The sequence below is a fragment of the Natrinema pellirubrum DSM 15624 genome (assembly GCF_000230735.2).
In the GTDB taxonomy this organism is placed as follows: Archaea; Halobacteriota; Halobacteria; order Halobacteriales; family Natrialbaceae; genus Natrinema; species Natrinema pellirubrum.
This window is the reverse complement of the sequence record NC_019962.1, coordinates 400048-416767: the sequence shown is the minus strand read 5'-3', so window position 1 is coordinate 416767 and position 16720 is coordinate 400048. Positions and strand designations below refer to the sequence as shown.

Genomic DNA, 16720 nt, shown 5'->3' with positions numbered 1-16720 from the left:
CAGTATCACTATCGCACCCATAATACCGAATCACGATCACCGTGACAGTCGTCGATGCATTGGCAACGGGACTCGAGTCACGACCGCGAGCGAGGGCTGATGACCGAAGCGGAGAACAAAAGGCCGGACCGATCGGCGGCGTTCAGAACGTCTCGAGGTAGCGGTCGAGTTCCCAGTCGGAGACGTCGACGAGGTAGTCCTCGAACTCCTGTCGCTTCGCTTCGACGAACTTGGGCGCGACGTGGTCGCCCAGCGCGTTGTAGATGGCCTCGTCCTCCTCGAGGGCGTCGACGGCCTCGCCGAGGTTCGAGGGCAGCGTGTTGATGCCGTACTCCTCGCGTTTTGCCTCGTCGAACTCGTAGATGTTCTCGCGGACCGGGTCGGGGCAGTCGAGATCGTTCTCGATGCCGTCGAGGCCGGCGTGGATCATGACGGCGAGCGCGAGATACGGGTTACAGGACGGGTCGGGCGAGCGCAGTTCGACGCGCGAGGCCGCCGGCGTTCGGGCCGCCGGTTTGCGGATCAGCGCCGAGCGGTTGCGGTCCGACCAGGCGACGTAGACGGGCGCCTCGTAGCCGGGCACCAGGCGCTTGTAGCTGTTGACGGTCGGGTTCGCGATCGCCGTGATCGCCGGCGCGTGTTCGAGGATCCCGGCGGTGAAGGCGTGGGCCTCGTCGCTCAGGTTGAACTCGTCGTCCTCGTCGTGGAAGGCGTTCTCGCCGTCCTCGGTGAACAGCGAGAGGTGCGTGTGCATCCCCGAGCCGTTGATACGCGGGATCGGCTTGGGCATGAACGTCGCGTGCAGGTCGTGCTGGGCGGCGATCGCACGAACGACGGTCCGGAAGGTGCCGACGTTGTCGGCCGTCGCGAGTGCGTCGTCGTAGGTGAAGTTGATCTCGTGTTGGCCCTCGGCGACCTCGTGGTGGCTGGCCTCGACCTCGAAGCCCATCTCCTCGAGGCCGTAGATGATGTCGCGGCGGACATCGCTGGCGAGGTCCTTCGGCGCGAGGTCGAAGTAGCCGCCGGCGTCGTTGGTCTTGGTCGTGGCGCGGCCGTCCTCGTCCTCCTCGAACAGGAAGAACTCCGGTTCGGGTGCGGCGTTGACCATGTAGCCCATCTCCTCGGCGCGGTCGAGTGCGTTCTTGAGAACGCGGCGCGGATCGCCCTCGAAGGGTTCGCCCGTGGTCGTGTCGTAGACGTCACAGATCATTCGGGCGGCGGCACTGTCGTCCTTCTGGCGCCACGGGAGGATCGCGAACGTCTCGGGGTCGGGCTTGAGTCGCATGTCCGACTCCTGAATGCGAACGAAGCCTTCGATAGAAGAACCGTCGAAGTAGATCCCCTCGGTGAAGGCCTTCTCGGCCTGGCGGGCCGGCACGGAGACGTTCTTGACTGTGCCCAGAATGTCGGTAAACTGTAGTCGGAGGAAGTCGACGTCTTGCTCCTCGATCTCGTCCAATACCGCTTGTTCGGTTTCAGAGAGGTTTCCGCTTGTCATCTTTCTCGTCGTATCCTCGTAACCAGTATACTAAAGCACTACCGTTCCGTGCAAATCTTCGCTCTCCCTCTCGAAACTGCATATTCGTAAATTTCTAAAGGGCACGGTGAGTGGGTATACCTGATGACGTACGAAAATCTCGATGCAAAACTAGTGAATGCACTTCTCGGTGACGGCCGGGCGAGCCTGCGAAGCCTCGCGGAGGAACTCGACGTGTCCGTGACCACCGTCTCGAACCACCTCTCCGATCTCGAGGAGCAAGGCGTGATCGAGGGCTACACCCCGCGGGTGGATTACGACGCGGTCGGCTACGACGTGACTGCCGTGATCCAACTGCAGGTCGAGGGGAACGCCCTCCCCGACGTCACCGACACGCTGCGCGATCACCGCCAGATGACCAGCGTCTACGAGGTCACCGGCGACTACGACGTGATCGCCATCGGCAAGTTCGAGGACACCGATGGGATGAACGACCAGATCAAGCAACTGCTGACCGATCCCGATATCAAGGCCTCGAACACGAGCGTCGTTCTCAACGCCGTGAGCGAGAACGAACAGTTCGAACTCGAGGTCGAAGGCGAAGAGTAATCGGACGGGTCTTTTCGGCAGGGTTCACTCGAATAGTGGCGACTCCGCGTCGTCTGTTAAAATGTCATCAAGCACTCGCAAATATCGGCGAGTGAGCGGTTCGAAGAACCCGAACGATGCCGTTCACCGAACGCTTCGCGTTCGGGCCGACGAGCGACCGTCGGGAGCGAGGAGTGCTTTTGGTCCAGGTTTTACCGAGCGAACGAGCGAGCAGCGTGAGCGAGTGAGCGTGGTTCGAGACGGCGGAGCCGTCTCGTTATCACGAAAGAGCGCGTAGTGATTAGCAAATCTTATTGAGAAATCCACTGAGGTGATTGTCAATCCACGATGCAGCGAAACTCAGTTTCTCGGTCAGTTGGTCGAACAGTTCGTCAAGGAGTCTCCGGTACTCGTCTTCGCCGTTAACAATCAACGGCGAAGACTCCCACTTGAGACTCTTCCAGACAGGTTCGATTGGGTTGAGGTCCGGGGAACCAACCGGAAGGAACACCAGATCAATCCCGAGTTCATGAGCACGCTTGCGCGTGTGCTTGCAGACGTGTGACGAAAAGTTATCCAACACGAGCAGAATCCGCTTGCCGGGATTCTGCTCGCGGATCTCCTCGAAACACCCACAGATTTGTTCTTTCTCCTGGTTCGGTGGGAACGACAGCACGCTCTCTCCGTTGAGCGCATAGAACCCGGCCGCTGGTGTATCGATTTTCACCAGCGGCCGAGTGATATGTGGTTCATCGACCGTATACAGTCGCTGAGAGTTGTCCCATGGTTGTGGATGCGAGACATCGAAAAATCCCACCACAGTCCCGCCATCAGTGCAGATATCCTCATCGGTACGCCACTTCTCTTCGTCGTCATCGTCGTCACTCTCGCGCTTATTATGTGGCTGGTCGTGAGCATCCTCGTCGAACGCGTACTCAACGCGTTCGTCGAGGATCTCTTCGGCGTTGTCGGGTCGATCAGGCCGTTTTGTCCGAGGAATGGCGTAGGAAAGGCCGAGATTGTGTAGGAACGTTGGGAGGTAGTGTGGATGATATTCGACGTCGAACTCCTCGTCGAGAAGGTGCTGAATCTCCTGTTTTTTCCACGGTTGTCCCTCACGTAGTCGATCGATGAGTTCGTCTTGTTGGTCTTCGTCGAGCTTCGGGGGCCGACCGCCCCCGAAGTTCGGAGTGAGTTTGCCGAGACCTCCTTCGTTCCAGCGGTTAACCCAGTTCGTGGCGGTGCCCTCAGATTTCCCGACGTCGTCGGCGGCTTCCTTCAGCGTGGCACCCTTGTACAGCCGTTTGATGAACACGAGGCGTTCGAATTCCTTCTGATCGTCTGCCTCGCCGAGAAGACGATCCAGATCTTCTTCACTCAGGTGTCGCACGATTTTCTTCTCTCGACCAGTCACTACACTAAAGAGATACTTCTACTCAATAACTTTCCCGAATCACTACGCGCTCTTTCGGTTGACAGCGTAAAAGCTGGGCTTACATCATGCCGCCCATGCCGCCGCCCATGCCGCCCATGCCGCCGGCACCGCCGGGGCCGCCCTCTTCGTCGTCGCCCTTGTCGGTGGAGAGGTCGCCGGCGGAGATGATGTCGTCGATCTTGAGAACGAGGTTCGCGGCCTCCGCGGCGGAGGTCACGGCCTGTTCCTTGGCGTGGGCCGGTTCGACGACGCCGGCCTCGAAGGTGTCCTCGACGTCGCCCGAGAAGACGTTCAGACCGGCCGTGATCTGCCCGTCGTCGTGGGCCGCACGCAGGTCGACGAGCGTGTCGATCGAGTCCAGTCCCGCGTTCCCGGCGAGGACGCGCGGGACGAGTTCGAGCGAGTCGGCGAAGGCCTCGACGGCCAGCTGTTCGCGGCCGGAGACGGAGTCGGCGTAGTCGCGCAGACGGCCGGCGAGTTCGACCTCGATGGCACCGCCGCCCGCGAGGACGCGGCCGTCGGAGACAGTCTGTGCGACGACATCGAGCGCGTCGTTGACGCCGCGCTCGAGTTCGTCGACGACGTGGTCGGTCGAGCCACGCAGCAGGAGGGTGACGCCGTGGGCGTCCTCGCCCTCGACGTAGAACAGTTCGTCTTCCTCGTCGCGGGTGACGTCGCCGAAGCCGAGGTCCTCCTCGGTCGCGCTCTCGAGGTCGGAGACGATCGCCGCGCCGACGACTTCCTGGAGGAACTCGAGGTCGGACTTCTTGGCGCGTCGCACCGCGAGGATGCCTTCCTTGGCGAGGTAGTGCTGAGCGAGGTCATCGATGCCCTTCTGGCAGAAGACGACGTCAGCGCCGAGGTCGGCGATCGTGTCGACTTTCTCCTGTAGCTGTTTCTCCTCGCGGTCGAGGAACTTCTGGAGCTGGTCGGGGTCGGTGACCGAGACCTCGGTGTCGACGTCGGTCTCCTCGACTTCGATCGCCTCGTCGAGCAGGAGGATGTCGGCGTCCTCGACCGAGTTGGGCATGTTGTCGTGGACGGGGTCCTTGTCGACGATGCCGCCCTCGAGGAGGTCGGACTCGCCGGCACTGCGACCCGTCTGGGTCTCGATGTTGAGGAACTCGAGGTCGACGACGTTGTCGCCGTTCTCGTCCTCGACGGTGACCTGCCGGATGGCCTCGACGATGAGTTCGGCGAGATACTCCTTGTTGACCTCGGTGCCCTTGCCGGTCATCGAGGTCTCGGCGGTCTTTCGGAGGAGTTCCTCGTCGCTCGTGTCGATGTCGGTCGCGATGTCGTCGATCTCCTGGCGGGCCTGCTCGGAAGCGAGGTGGAAGCCCTTGATGATCGCCGTCGGGTGGATGTCCTGCTCGAGGAGGTCCTCGGCGTTTTTGAGGAGTTCGCCGGCGATCGCGACGGCGGTCGTGGTGCCGTCACCGGCCTCGTCTTCCTGCGTTTCGGCGACCTCGATGATCATCTCGGCCGTCGGGTTGTCGATGTCCATCTCCTTGAGGATGGTGACGCCGTCGTTAGTGATCGTCACCGATCCCATGGAGTCGACGAGCATCTTGTCCATGCCCTTCGGGCCGAGTGTGGATCGAACGGCTTCAGCGACCGCACGGGCGGCGCTGATGTTGTAATCCTGCGCGTCCTTGTCCTTGACGCGCTGGGAGTCCTCGCTCATTACGATCATCGGCTGCCCCTGCTGCATTCGCTGACTCATAGTCACTCGATCGATTGATTGTGATTCTACATAAAGCTTTCTCAATCGTCGCAGTCGGCCGTACCAGTCCGGCGGCCGATTCGCCGACGAAAACCGCCACAGTGTACGGGATTGACGACCGATTTCGCCGATCGGATCGGCTCGTGAATCGTTCCCAGTCGGGGGTCGGCACGGTGCTTTTATATTAGATAGTGTGTGGCGATGGGATCCTCGTTCGGACCAACCAATGGCACCCCTCACGACGCCATCGAAAACACGTCTCACGACCCTCGTTTGGGACCGTCGACCGAACCGCTGATCCACCGGTCCGGAAAGCCGTGGTTTTCCGGCCGAAACGATGCCAGACCCGGCGCCGGTTGGTGAATAAATACTGACTCAGTGCCGAGTCAACACAACAGAAGGGTTATCCCGGTAGTAACGTATTACCACTCGAGCATGGACGAGTCCCCGTCCGTTCCCGAATCGTTCAACGATCCCCGGATCACCCCCCAGTTCTACCGCCGGCTGCCCGGACCGGACGGCGACCTCGTACTCGTCGGGGTCGTCCACGACCACCCCGCGAGCATCGCCCGCGTCGAGCGGGTCCTCGAGCGGATCGAGCCCGAGACGGTCGCCCTCGAGTTACCGGCCATCGCCGTCCCGCTGTATCGCGTCTACGCCCGTGATCGCGCCGACGACGCGGCGTCGCCGCGGTTCGGCGGTGAGATGAGCGCCGCGATTCGGGCCGCACCCGAGGCCGATCCCGTCGGGATCGACGCGCCGAACTGGTCGTTTCTCCGACTGCTCGTCCGGCGGCTGGTCGCCGACCGCGTCTCGGCCGGGACCGCCCGGCGCGTCCTCGCGAGCGTCGGCGGCGCGACCCGCGAGGCACTCGCCTGTCGGGTCGCCGCGACGCTGACTCACGCGACCTCGATGACGGTCGTCCCTGGCACGCGGGCCGAATACGACTGCGATCGCGACGACCCGCCGGAGCGACAGGCCGACCACGAGCGTGCCCACGTGGCCGGCGTGCAGGCGCTACTGGGCGGCGTCGATACCGACGGAACGGCGCTGTCCTATCGCGATGATACGCGCGAGCAGTGTATGATCGATCGCCTCGAGGGTCTCCGGGCCGAGTCGGGCGACGTCGTCGCCGTCGTCGGCGTCGATCACCTCGAGCGGCTCGCGACTGACCTCTCGAGCTGACGAAAAAGCGGTTGTTTTCAGCGCCGGGTCGGCGGTTCGATCAGGATTTCACCGTCGCCCCTGACCGTGACGTGATAGCCATCGACGACGAACGAGAGCGCGCCACCGGTCCGGGGACTGCCGTTGTGGCGCGGTCGGAAGAGCCTGTCCAGCGCGGCGGGGTCGACGGCATCGTACAGTGCGACGCGGCCGTCGGTGACGTCGACGCCCATGCAGTCGGCCAGCGCGTGGATCACGGTCGTGCTGAGCGTCGCCGGGCCGGCGGGATCGTGCGAGACGCGATACAGGGGCGGAGAGCGAGACCGGGCGGCGGCGGAAGCGTAATCGTTCATTGCGGTTCGTCTGCGTCCAGTCCTCACTTGAGAACCAAAAGCGTAATCGTTTATTACTACATCAACCCGGTGGAGTGACGGAGGAACAGTAGTTAGAACTCGAGAGTATCCACGAACTAGAAACGAAGTGTGCAATCGAGTTGCGACGGGCCACCGAACGGCGACAGTGAGTGCCGATGCCGGATCGTCGAACGGGTCCCGGATCGATCCGCGTTCGAGAGGGGCACCAGTCCGTGCCGGCGTTTATCGGCGCAGTGCGGACACGCAGTTCCAGCAGTACGTAAACGCCTGATCACCCTCGTTGGGCGCACCGCAGTGGGGACAGCGGGTCGGTTCGCCGTCGACCACCGCCCGGTCGTCAGGGACCGGCTCGGCGTCGACGTCGTCGGACGCGTGCGGGTACCGGTCGGAACCCGGCGAGGACCGGACGCTCGCGCGGTTCGGATCGGCCAGCGACGGCGTCCGCTCACCGTCGCCGTCGTCGCGCCGGGCGTAGAGATAGTACAGTAACAGGTGCAACAGGGCAAACAGCGCGATGTATCCGATGAGCCAGCCCCACAGCTCCATCACCGTGACATATGTTCTCGAGGCACTTGGCTATTCCCCGCCGTCCGAATCGAAGACAGTTCGAGAAACGGGACCTACTCGGGTGGCTGGAGGTTCCGGCCGAACTCGTCGAAGACCTCGAGGTCGTCCGGGACATCGTACTCGATCCGCCGTTGTGCCTGACGGTTCGTGCCGGCCTCGTCGACGGGCGTGGCGACGTCCTCCCAGCCGGGCTTGATCTTGACGCTTGTCGCGGGCATCCCGATCGCGATGTGGTGGGCGGGGACGTCGTTCTGAACGATGCCGCGCGCGCCGACGATGGCGTTCTCGCCGACCTTGCAGCCGGCCCGGACCATCGCGTCGTAGGTGAGCCGAACGTCGTCCTCGACGATGGTGTGGTAGTTGCGGACCTCGGTCTGGTCGACGACGTCGTGGTCGTGGCTGTAGACGTGGACGCCGTCGGAGATCGAGACGCGGTCGCCGATGGTGAGTTTCCCGCGGTCGTCCAGGTGGACGTCGTCGTGGACGACCGTGTTGTCCCCGATCGTGATGTTGTGGCCGTAGGTGAAGGTGATACCCTTGAAGAACCGACAGTTGTCGCCACACTCCTCGAAGAGGTGGTCCGCGAGCATCCGTCTGAATCGCAGCGCGAACTCGACGTTGTCCGCGATCGGGAGGCTGTCGAACTGCCGCCAGAGCCACTGGAGGTGTTTCGAGCGGCGGAACCGCTCCTCGTCCTTCTCGGCGTAGTACTCGCTCTCGAGCGTGGTGTTGCAGGGATCGTAGCTCTGCAGGCGGACGCGTTCGGCCGCCGACACCGACTCGCCGCGCTGCCAGCGCTCGTAGGCTTCGCGGTCGCCCGAGAGGTCGATCAGGACGTCTTCGACGATCGAGCAGGTGTCCTCGTCGCTCGCAAGCCGTCGATCGACCTCGTCGATGAACTCGCGCATCCCCGATTCGGCCTCGTCGGGGAGCGACACGTACCGCTTTGTCATACCCCGAAGTATTGCCCGCCGAGTTGATAGGGGTTCGGTTGTCCGGTCCCGGTTGCCGGACCCACTGGCACGCGTGTCACCGCGATTCGGTCTCGGCCTGCCAGCTAGCGAGCAACAGGACGGGGATCGCGAGCGCGACGACGACCAAAACGACGCCGACGACGACGCCGCTGATCGTCAGCCGATCGGTCGCAAACTCGAGGGAGCGACCGGCAAGCAGTCCGATCGGAAGCAGTGCGAGGACGACCCCGAACAGGATCAGTCGGGGATTGCGGCTGCGAGCGGCGACCATACCGATAGCTGTCAGCCTAGGCCGCATAACGGTTCGCCTCGCCGACGCGGTCGCCCCGAACCCGTTCGGACGGCCGCTCGAGCGTTCCGTTCACCATAAGTTCCCCCACTACGAAGGGGTCGATATGCAACACAGCGAACTGGGCGACTCCGGCGTCGAGGTCAGCGAGGTCGGCTTCGGTGCGTGGGTCGTCGGGACCGACTGGTGGGGCGACCGCTCCGCGGACGACGCCATCGAGATGGTCCAGTACGCCGTCGATCAGGGGATCACCTACTTCGACACGGGCGACGTCTACGGCCACGGCGACAGCGAGGAACTGCTCGGCGAGGCCCTGGCCGAGGTCCGCGACGAGGTCACCGTCGCCACCAAGGTCGGCTACGACTTCTACGACAACCCCCAGGCCGGCCACGGCGAACTCCCGAAGGAGATGGAGCCCGACTACCTGCGGGAGGCCGTCGAACAGAGCCTCGAGCGGCTCGACATGGACTCCGTCGACGTCCTCCAACTGCACAACGCCGACGTCGACGAAATCACCCCCGACGTCCTCGAGCTACTGGACGAACTCGAAGAGGAGGGCCTGATCGACGCCACCGGGCTCGCGCTCGGCCCCTCGATCGGCTGGCTCGCCGAGGGCGACCTCGCCATCGAGGAGGAGTTCGACTCCGTCCAACTGGTCTGGAACGTCCTCGAGCAGGAGGTCGGGAACCACTTCCTCGAGACGATCGAGCGCACGGGGTCCTCGACCAGCCTCATCCCCCGGGTGCCACACTCCTCGGGCATTCTCAACGAGCAGGTCACGCCCGACACCGAACTCGGTGAGGGCGACCATCGGGGCTTCCGCCCCGACGAGTGGTACGAGACGGGCTGGGAGAAACTCGAGCAACTGCGCTTCCTTGAACGCGACGGCGAGCGCACGATGGGGCAGGCCGCGATCGCGTGGCTGCTCTCTCACGACCCCGTCGCGACCGTGACGCCGACGTTCCGTACGAAAGGCGACATCGACGAGTGGGCGGCCGCCAGCGACGTGCCGAAGCTCACCGACGAGGAGATGACCCGCGTCGACGAACTCTACGTGAACGACTTCGACATCGACCGCGACGACGGGATGGACGCGCTGCGCTCGTCCGTCGACGGCGCGGACATCGAGTCGGCCGGACTGGACAAACTCGCGGCCGACTGATCGAGCCGACGGCTTCTTTCGAAGCCGGATCCGGTGCGTTCAGGCCGGCATTCGGAGCGCGTACAGGATCGCGAGCAGCCCCGAGAGCTGGCTCGCCTGACTGAGAACCGCGAGCAGCGTCTCCGAGAGGAACGGGAGTACCGCGTAGAGGATCACGAGTAGGAACGGGACCGCGAGCGCGAACAGGAACCCGACGGCGATCACCAGCATCGGCCGGCTGTCGTTTCGCCGGTAGCCCCGGTAGGCTTGATACGCGATGAACAGCCCGATGACCGCGCTCAGGACGTCGGTCGCCTGCACGAACGTCGCGACCCAGTCGGCGGGCGAGGCCTCCCAGAGCTGCAGCGGGAGCGAGCGCACGTCAGATCCCCTCGATCAGGTCCGTGAAGCGGTCGGCCATGTCCTCGCGGCGCTCGATACGGAGGGTCAGCTCGCCGCCCTCGAGGTCAGCCGTGATCCGCTCGAGATTCGTCGAGTAGACGGTCCGGTGGTGGCCGCCGTCGGGATCGGGCCTGGTCCGCTCGACGAGGAGACCGCACTCCCGGAGGTCCTCGAGCCGCCGATACACCGTCGGTTGGGACGCGTCACAGTGGGTACTCAGAGTGGTGGCAGACATGGGTTCCTGACTCGTCTGGGTGAGGATCGTGCGAACTGTCGGGTCCTCCAGCAGGGCCCCGACCGTCTCGACGTCCGGCTCCTCACTCACGGTACGGGTCTGTACCGAGAACGGACATAAAGGGGTTTTCACGACTGCAGCCGCTGCAGTCGTGCGAGACCGGCTTTCCGTCCGGCCCCCGTCCGTGAGCATACGATGTCATCGACCCGAACGACCGGACGGCTCGAGCGGTTCCGTGATCGATTCCGCCGCGTCGCGACGCGGCTGGCGACACTGTGTGCGAGTCGCGCTGGCGGCCGACTCCGGCCGACCGCGGCCGGCGGGCTCCTTGTCGTCCTCGCAAGCATCGCGGTGAGCCTCGCAGCCGCGCCGGCCCTCGGCGACAGCGTCCGGATCCGCTGGTCGGTCGGGACGTACTACGGCCCGGAATACGCGCCGACGGTCCTCGCGCTGACCGCCGCGTCCGGCCTCGTGGCGGCCGTCTATCTCGGACTGCGTGCGCTCGGGACGGCCCTCGAGGGCACCGAGGCGTTCGATCGCCGGCGCGGGTACTACGAGCTGTGTGTGCTGACGGTCCTCCTGACCCTCGTCCTCGGTCAGATCGCGTTCGTTACGGCCAACGTCCTGTAGCGGCTCGAGTCGACCGATCGGGCAGTGTCTCGAGTACGGGTACCGAACACCGCCGAGCGGTCGAATCCGAACCCCTGCGATCGGCCGTCGGGCCGTGATCGTGGGGATCAGCGGACCCACGTATATACGACCCTCTATATCTGGGTCGTCTCCCTATCGGGGATGGAGCCGAAGGTCTAGTCGTCGAGGATACCACCCACCATGACACCGTACGAATTTACCTGCCCCGACTGTCGCCAGGAGATGGCGGTGACCGAGCCCGTGCGAGAGGCGACGTTGGCCAACGGCTGTCCCGTCTGTGGCCGGCCCGTCGCCGACGATCACTTCACACCGGTCGCCGGCAGCACCGAACGCGCGGATCCGGCATAGATCGCTCACCGATGCGATGACCCGCGTCTCGAGCCCCCGCCTGTATTACCGACCCGATCGGGAGCCGCTCGTCTCACCACGTCCCGACTCGCGTTCCACGTGAGCCGTTGCTGTGACAAACGCACACGTAAGCCGTAGTATTAATGTAGCAGACTCACAGACGGCTGTGCATGTTTCACAGTGCGGTGAGAACCGAATGAGTTTGCAGCGTGTTCTGGAACGAATCGGATCGGTGACGAGCAAGTATTTCGTCGTCTGGGTACTGGTCGTCTCCCCGCTCGCGCTCTACTCCCCCGAGACGTTCACCCCGATCGCACCCTACATCACACCGCTGCTGGGCATCATCATGCTCGGGATGGGGCTGACGCTGACTCCCGCGGACTTCCGTCGTATCCTCGAGCGGCCGCGGGACGTCTTCATCGGCGCGATGAGCCAATGGCTCCTGATGCCGACGATCGCCTACGTCCTCGTCGTCGCGCTTGGGTTGCCGGAGGAGATCGGTCTCGGCCTGATACTCGTCGGCGCGGCCCCGGGCGGGACCGCCTCGAACGTGATGACCTATCTCGGGCGCGGCGACGTCGCGCTCTCGGTGTCGATCACGTCGGTGACGACGATCGCCGCGCCGCTCGTGATGCCGGCGTGGATCGTCCTGTTGGCCGGCGAGTCGATCACCGTCACGTTCGCGGAGATGGCGACGTCGATCGTGCAGGTCGTTTTGCTCCCGGTCGTCGGGGGCCTGGTACTGCGCTACGTCCTCGACGAGTACGCGCCGGCGCTCGCACAGGCCGGACTCTCTATCTTCCCGGCGATCAGCGTGATCGCCATCGTCGCCATCGTGGCGGCGGTCGTCGGCCTCAACGTCGAGACGATCCTCGGCGCGAGCGCACTGGTCTTCCTCGCGGTCGTGTTGCACAACGGCCTCGGGCTCGGGGCCGGCTACGCGGTCGGTCACGCGGCCGACATGGCGGAGGATCGAGCGCGAGCGTGTGCGTTCGAGGTCGGCCTCCAGAACAGCGGCCTAGCCGTCGCGCTCGCGACGGCCCACTTCAGCGCGGGTGCCGCACTGATCCCGGCGCTCTTTAGCGTCTGGCACAACGTCTCCGGCCCGGCGCTGGCGACGCTGTTTACCTACCTCGACGAGGACGCGCCCGTCGGGGACGGGGAGCCGGCCGCCGCCGACTGACCGCCGGAGTCGTCGTTCGGCGCGATCGGTCGGACAATTCCCTTAAGGACATTCAATTACCCCCATGACAGGTTTTTACGCCGGCATACTGTGTTAACTAGTAACATGGGAGACGTCACGTACGTCCGGAAGGCGTGCGCCTACATCACCCGCGGCTCGAGCGAGCTACTGGTCTTCGAGGGGCCGGGCCACGACGGGCTCCAGATTCCCAAAGGCACCCTCGAGCCGGGAGAATCACCGCAGGAAGCGCTGTTCCGAGAGGTCCGTGAGGAGAGCGGACTGGGAACGCTGAACGGCACCCAGCATCTGACGACCGACGTCTGGACCCGCCGCGAAGAGCCGCCGAAGCGCTACGTTTGGCACTTCTTCCATGCCACGGTCTACGAACCGCGAGATCGGTGGACCCACACCGTCACCGACGGCGGCGGCGAACACGGCTCGGAGTTCGAGTTCCGCTGGGTCCAGCCGGCGACAGCGGGGGAGTTCGCGCTCGATCTCGACGAGTACGTCGATCTGCTCCCGGTCGCCGCGGGGGCCGAACCGGCCTCGAGCGCCTCGGACTGATCGCCGGCGCGGATCGCGTTCCGGACGGACGCTCCCAGTCGCGTCGCTCTCGAGCGCGAGCGCACCGAAAACGCGGACCGACGCGGACCTATTTCGAAAGCGCCCGTTCGACGGCTTCCGCCACGTTCATCGCCTTTGCGGCGAGATCCTCGGCGACGAGTCCGTCGTCGATGGCCGCCTCGAGGTCGTCCGCGTCGACGATCTCGACGGTCCCGTCAGGCTGCCGGATCACGTCGACGTAGAGGTCGACGTACCGCGCGGTATCCGGAAAGAGTTCGACCGGCGTACAGACGTTGACGTAGGTGCCCTTCGCCGTGCCGTCGGCCGCCTTGTAGGTCGTCGGATACCACCACCGACCCTCGCGGAACTTCGTCACGGCCACGTCGCCCGACTCCTTGGGCACCCCGAGCGCGTCGTAGCTGCCGCCGCCGCTCATCGAGCGCTCGAGGGTGAGCTTGCCCTCGGGGTCCCAGTCGGTGACCTCGCCGCGACCGAGCGAGATGAGCCGGCCATCGGGTTTGCCGTGGCCGATCTCGAGGCGGTCGCCGTTCGTCGGGCCGAACTGGCGGGCGACCGCGGCGAAGGGGAAGGCATCGTCGTCGGTCGTATCGGCACCCAGCGAGCCACAGACCGCCTCCGCGAAGTCGACCGCGGCGCTGGCGGCCCGATCGGCGGCCTTCGACCGGTGATGGCCCGGCATCGTCGTCTCGACCCGCCGGCGGACGCCGTCCAGTTCGAATCGGGTCTCGCGGCCGAACCAACACCACTCGGTCCGCCGGGGCGTGGCGAGCAGTCCCGGCTCGCCGGGCTCGCCCGGCGCGTCGGCAAGCGCATCCTCGAGCGCCCGGGCCCGGCTCGCGGCGTCCTCGAGGGCAGCCCCCATCGCCTCGAGGTCTGCGTTGGCCGCGGCGTGTTGCCAGCGCAGTCCCCACCCCTCGGGGATCTCGACCGAGAGCAGGTCGGTCATGCCGACCAGTTCCTCGGCGCGCTCGCCCCGCAGCGCCGCCGAGACGCCGCTGCGATCCTGCGAGAGCGTACAGAGCCCGCCAGCGACCTCGAGAGTCGGTTCCACGAGCGGGCGGTCGTCGTCCCACGGCGGCGCAGGCTCGCTGACCTGCACCCGGTAGCAGTCGCCCGCGTCGACGTAGCCGTCGACGGCGTCGTACGCGAGATAGCCCCGCCGGCCCTCGCCCAGGTCGACCACTGCGCCGCCCCCGCCGCCGGCCTCGAGGACCTCGGCGTCGAAGACCGCGCCGCGGGGAACCTCGGCGTCCCAGCGGAAGGCGTCGATGGCTAGCCCTTCGAGGGCCGTCGCGACCGTCTCGACCGCGTCGGGGTCGCCGGAAATCTCGACGCCCTGCCGATCGCGGGTCGTCTCGACCGTCGCGTCGGCCGGCGCGGCGTCGAACGACTGGTCGAAGCGCTCCCGAATCGGCTCGGAGGCCTGCACGACCTCGCAGTCGGCCTCGCTCAGCAGTTGCGTGACGGCCGTCGTGTAGATGCCGCGGACTCGAGCCGTCGTCATCGCAGCCTGTCGCGGTCGGCGGCGAACCGCACCCGGTCGTTGATCGTCGGTCCCAGGGAGAGTTCGACCGAGCCGTCCTCGAGGAGCCGCCCCCCTTCGACGTAGACACCCCAGGTGTCGAAGCGGAGCCAGCCCCGCATCTCGTCGCCGTGGGTCGTGATGTCGGCGTAATCGACCGCGTGTTCCGGATACGCCGAACTCGAGTGGGCCATGTCCATATCCGAGTAGACGGTGTCGTGATCGTCGAAGAACGCCTCGAGCGCCGCCGCGTCGTCCGCGACGGCCTCGACGACCGCCTCGGAGGCGGCACGGAGGTCGTCGGTCTCGAGGCCGACGTCCCGGAGCGCCCGCTGAGTTCGCTGGTCGAAGTGCATGGGCGTCGGTTCGAACGGGAGGCCTTTGTGGATTCCGAGTCCGAGCGATCGGCGCTTTCGGGACCCGGCACGTCGGACTGGACAGGACAGGGCATCGTTCTGACGACGGGGAGAGACAATGCTGGCAGGGGATCCGATCGAGGCAACCGACCGATACCTGATCGTTCGTACATCCTCCCCCCAGCCATTAGTAATTATTTGTAGTGTGTTTTCATCCGGGAAGAATGATACACCATCTCTGGAAAATAGCTATCCGAGCGCGACGGACCCAGACCGTATGTTCAGGATCGATGATTTTATTGTGTGAGTATTGCCAGGGTGGGTATGGCGATCACACTCAGGCAGCTCTACGATCGATATCGCTCCGTTCCGATCATCTACCGCATCGGCGTCGCGTTCGTCCTCGGCTCGCTCGTCGGCCTGACGGTCGGCGAACCGGCAACGCGGCTCGAGCCGCTCGGTGATCTCTTCGTTCGACTGCTTCAGATGATCGTGATTCCGATCATCGTCTTCACACTGCTTATGGGTGCCAGACGGCTCTCGCCGTCGAACCTCGGGAAGATCGGCGGGCAGGTCGTCGCGCTGTATCTGGTCACGACTGCGATCGCGATCGGTATCGGGCTGTTCGTCGCGAACCTGATCAATCCCGGGACCGGGCTCGAGGTGGCCGACGCGACCGTCGAGACCAAAGAGGCCCCCGACATCGTCGAGGTGTTCATGAACATCGTGCCGACGAACCCGATCGGAGCGATGGCCGCGGGCGACGTCCTCCCGACGATTTTCTTCACGATCGTGTTCGGGCTCGCGCTGGCCTATCTGCAAGACGAGTACGACGTCAGCTCGGCCGTTCACGAGGGTGCCGAAACGGTGTTCGAGATCGCCGAAACAGGCGCGGAGGCGATGTTCAAGATCGTCTGGGGCGTCATGGAGTACGGCGTGATCGGCGTCTTCGCCCTGATGGCGACGACGTTCGGGAACGCCGGGGTCGACGCGATCGCACCGTTTGCCAAGCTCATCGGCGCGCTCGCGATCGCCGTCGGCCTCCACATCGGCGTCACCTACCTGCTGATCATCCAGTGGGGACTGCTCCGGGAATCACCGCTGGATTTCCTCCGGGGAAGCAAGGAAGCGATGGTAACCGCGCTCTCGATCCGCTCCTCCAGCGGAACGCTGCCGGTCACGATGAACGACGCCGACGAGAACTTCGGCGTCGACGAGGAGGTCTACAGCTTCTCGCTGCCGCTGGGCGCGACGATCAACATGGACGGGACGGCGATGTATCAGGGCGTCGCGGCAGTCTTCGCCGCCAACATGGTCGGCCAGACCCTGACCATCGGCGAACAGCTCACCGTCGTCGCGACGGCCCTCCTCGCGAGCGTCGGTACTGCCGGCGTCCCCGGAAGCGGCCTGATCATGCTCACCATGGTCCTTACGCAACTCGGCCTCCCGCTCGAGGTCGTCGGCATGGTCGCGGGCGTCGATCCGATCCTCGACCGCCTGCGGACGATGAACAACGTGACCGGCGACTTGGCAGTCACGACGCTCGTCGCCGGCTGGAACGACAAGATCGACCGCGCGGCCACCGTCTGGTCGGAGACGGACGTCCCGGACTCGACGCCGGGCACGACCGACGACTGAGACGGCCGTCGGGACACTGGACGACGGGACGCCGCCGGTTGCCGAACCTATACCCGGCCGGCAGC

Annotated in this window: 19 protein-coding genes; 8 read left to right on the top strand and 11 right to left on the bottom strand. The window is 65.0% G+C overall.

The genetic code is table 11. The features are described from left to right. Positions 1-142 precede the first annotated feature (142 nt). The gene (gene glnA, locus NATPE_RS02060) at positions 143-1498 is read right to left on the bottom strand and encodes a type I glutamate--ammonia ligase (protein WP_006180251.1); all 1356 of its coding nucleotides are present in this window, start codon (positions 1496-1498) and stop codon (positions 143-145) included. A 123-nt stretch (positions 1499-1621) separates the two neighbouring features. Here glnA and lrp point away from each other — a divergent pair, with 123 nt between their 5' ends. Continuing rightward, a complete protein-coding gene (lrp, locus tag NATPE_RS02055; RefSeq protein ID WP_006180252.1) occupies positions 1622-2086 on the top strand; it encodes an HTH-type transcriptional regulator Lrp in 465 nt (154 codons plus the stop codon). 280 nt (positions 2087-2366) lie between these two features. Here lrp and NATPE_RS02050 read toward each other — a convergent pair whose 3' ends face one another. Together NATPE_RS02050 and thsB are read right to left on the bottom strand one after the other, a co-directional pair. Then, the gene (locus NATPE_RS02050; RefSeq protein WP_015298696.1) at positions 2367-3479 is read right to left on the bottom strand and encodes an IS630-like element ISNpe13 family transposase; all 1113 of its coding nucleotides are present in this window, start codon (positions 3477-3479) and stop codon (positions 2367-2369) included. 79 nt (positions 3480-3558) lie between these two features. Further along, positions 3559-5226, bottom strand: coding sequence for a thermosome subunit beta (thsB, locus tag NATPE_RS02045; RefSeq protein ID WP_015298702.1), 1668 nt, complete (start codon positions 5224-5226; stop codon positions 3559-3561). A 435-nt stretch (positions 5227-5661) separates the two neighbouring features. Between thsB and NATPE_RS02040 the strand changes: the two genes are divergently transcribed. Further along, positions 5662-6411, top strand: coding sequence for a hypothetical protein (locus NATPE_RS02040; RefSeq protein ID WP_006180256.1), 750 nt, complete (start codon positions 5662-5664; stop codon positions 6409-6411). Between the two features lie 17 nt (positions 6412-6428). Here the strand turns inward: NATPE_RS02040 and NATPE_RS02035 are convergent, their stop codons facing one another. The 4 genes from NATPE_RS02035 to NATPE_RS02020 all read right to left on the bottom strand — a co-directional run bounded on the left by NATPE_RS02035 (position 6429) and on the right by NATPE_RS02020 (position 8576). Further along, positions 6429-6743 carry a HalOD1 output domain-containing protein gene (locus NATPE_RS02035; RefSeq protein ID WP_006180257.1) on the bottom strand — a complete coding sequence of 105 codons (315 nt, stop codon included), beginning with the start codon at positions 6741-6743 and terminating at the stop codon, positions 6429-6431. A gap of 243 nt (positions 6744-6986) precedes the next feature. Beyond that, entirely contained in the window at positions 6987-7310 is a 324-nt protein-coding gene (locus NATPE_RS02030) for a DUF7577 domain-containing protein (protein WP_006180258.1), read from the bottom strand. A 74-nt stretch (positions 7311-7384) separates the two neighbouring features. Further along, positions 7385-8284, bottom strand: coding sequence for an acyltransferase (locus NATPE_RS02025; RefSeq protein WP_006180259.1), 900 nt, complete (start codon positions 8282-8284; stop codon positions 7385-7387). A 76-nt stretch (positions 8285-8360) separates the two neighbouring features. Continuing rightward, a complete protein-coding gene (locus tag NATPE_RS02020; RefSeq protein ID WP_006180260.1) occupies positions 8361-8576 on the bottom strand; it encodes a hypothetical protein in 216 nt (71 codons plus the stop codon). A gap of 124 nt (positions 8577-8700) precedes the next feature. Between NATPE_RS02020 and NATPE_RS02015 the strand changes: the two genes are divergently transcribed. Next, a complete protein-coding gene (locus NATPE_RS02015) occupies positions 8701-9756 on the top strand; it encodes an aldo/keto reductase (RefSeq protein WP_006180261.1) in 1056 nt (351 codons plus the stop codon). 39 nt (positions 9757-9795) lie between these two features. On the opposite strand, the gene NATPE_RS02010 is transcribed toward NATPE_RS02015, so the two are convergent. Together NATPE_RS02010 and NATPE_RS02005 are read right to left on the bottom strand one after the other, a co-directional pair. Continuing rightward, positions 9796-10116: a DUF7521 family protein gene (locus tag NATPE_RS02010; RefSeq protein WP_006180262.1), complete on the bottom strand. Its 321-nt coding sequence runs from the start codon at positions 10114-10116 to the stop codon at positions 9796-9798. Between the two features lies 1 nt (position 10117). Next, positions 10118-10462: a winged helix-turn-helix domain-containing protein gene (locus NATPE_RS02005; protein ID WP_006180263.1), complete on the bottom strand. Its 345-nt coding sequence runs from the start codon at positions 10460-10462 to the stop codon at positions 10118-10120. A 105-nt stretch (positions 10463-10567) separates the two neighbouring features. Here NATPE_RS02005 and NATPE_RS02000 point away from each other — a divergent pair, with 105 nt between their 5' ends. The 4 genes from NATPE_RS02000 to NATPE_RS01985 all read left to right on the top strand — a co-directional run bounded on the left by NATPE_RS02000 (position 10568) and on the right by NATPE_RS01985 (position 13118). Beyond that, positions 10568-11002: a hypothetical protein gene (locus tag NATPE_RS02000; protein WP_006180264.1), complete on the top strand. Its 435-nt coding sequence runs from the start codon at positions 10568-10570 to the stop codon at positions 11000-11002. Positions 11003-11203: 201 nt separating this feature from the next. Further along, positions 11204-11371: a DUF7560 family zinc ribbon protein gene (locus NATPE_RS01995; protein WP_006180265.1), complete on the top strand. Its 168-nt coding sequence runs from the start codon at positions 11204-11206 to the stop codon at positions 11369-11371. A gap of 196 nt (positions 11372-11567) precedes the next feature. After that, the gene (locus tag NATPE_RS01990) at positions 11568-12554 is read left to right on the top strand and encodes a bile acid:sodium symporter family protein (RefSeq protein ID WP_015298700.1); all 987 of its coding nucleotides are present in this window, start codon (positions 11568-11570) and stop codon (positions 12552-12554) included. Positions 12555-12659: 105 nt separating this feature from the next. Then, positions 12660-13118, top strand: a complete 459-nt coding sequence (locus NATPE_RS01985; protein WP_006180267.1) for an NUDIX hydrolase — start codon at positions 12660-12662, stop codon at positions 13116-13118. An 88-nt stretch (positions 13119-13206) separates the two neighbouring features. Here NATPE_RS01985 and NATPE_RS01980 read toward each other — a convergent pair whose 3' ends face one another. After that, positions 13207-14643 (bottom strand): DUF402 domain-containing protein, encoded by a 1437-nt coding sequence (locus NATPE_RS01980; protein ID WP_006180268.1) that lies wholly within the window; start codon positions 14641-14643, stop codon positions 13207-13209. After that, complete coding sequence (locus NATPE_RS01975; RefSeq protein WP_006180269.1) at positions 14640-15017, bottom strand: DUF7532 family protein; 378 nt, start codon at positions 15015-15017, stop codon at positions 14640-14642. The genes NATPE_RS01980 and NATPE_RS01975 overlap by 4 nt, the downstream gene beginning before the upstream one ends. A 324-nt stretch (positions 15018-15341) precedes the next feature. Here NATPE_RS01975 and NATPE_RS01970 point away from each other — a divergent pair, with 324 nt between their 5' ends. Next, on the top strand, positions 15342-16655 hold the full coding sequence (locus NATPE_RS01970) for a dicarboxylate/amino acid:cation symporter (RefSeq protein WP_006180270.1): 1314 nt from the start codon (positions 15342-15344) through the stop codon (positions 16653-16655). Positions 16656-16720: the final 65 nt, after the last annotated feature.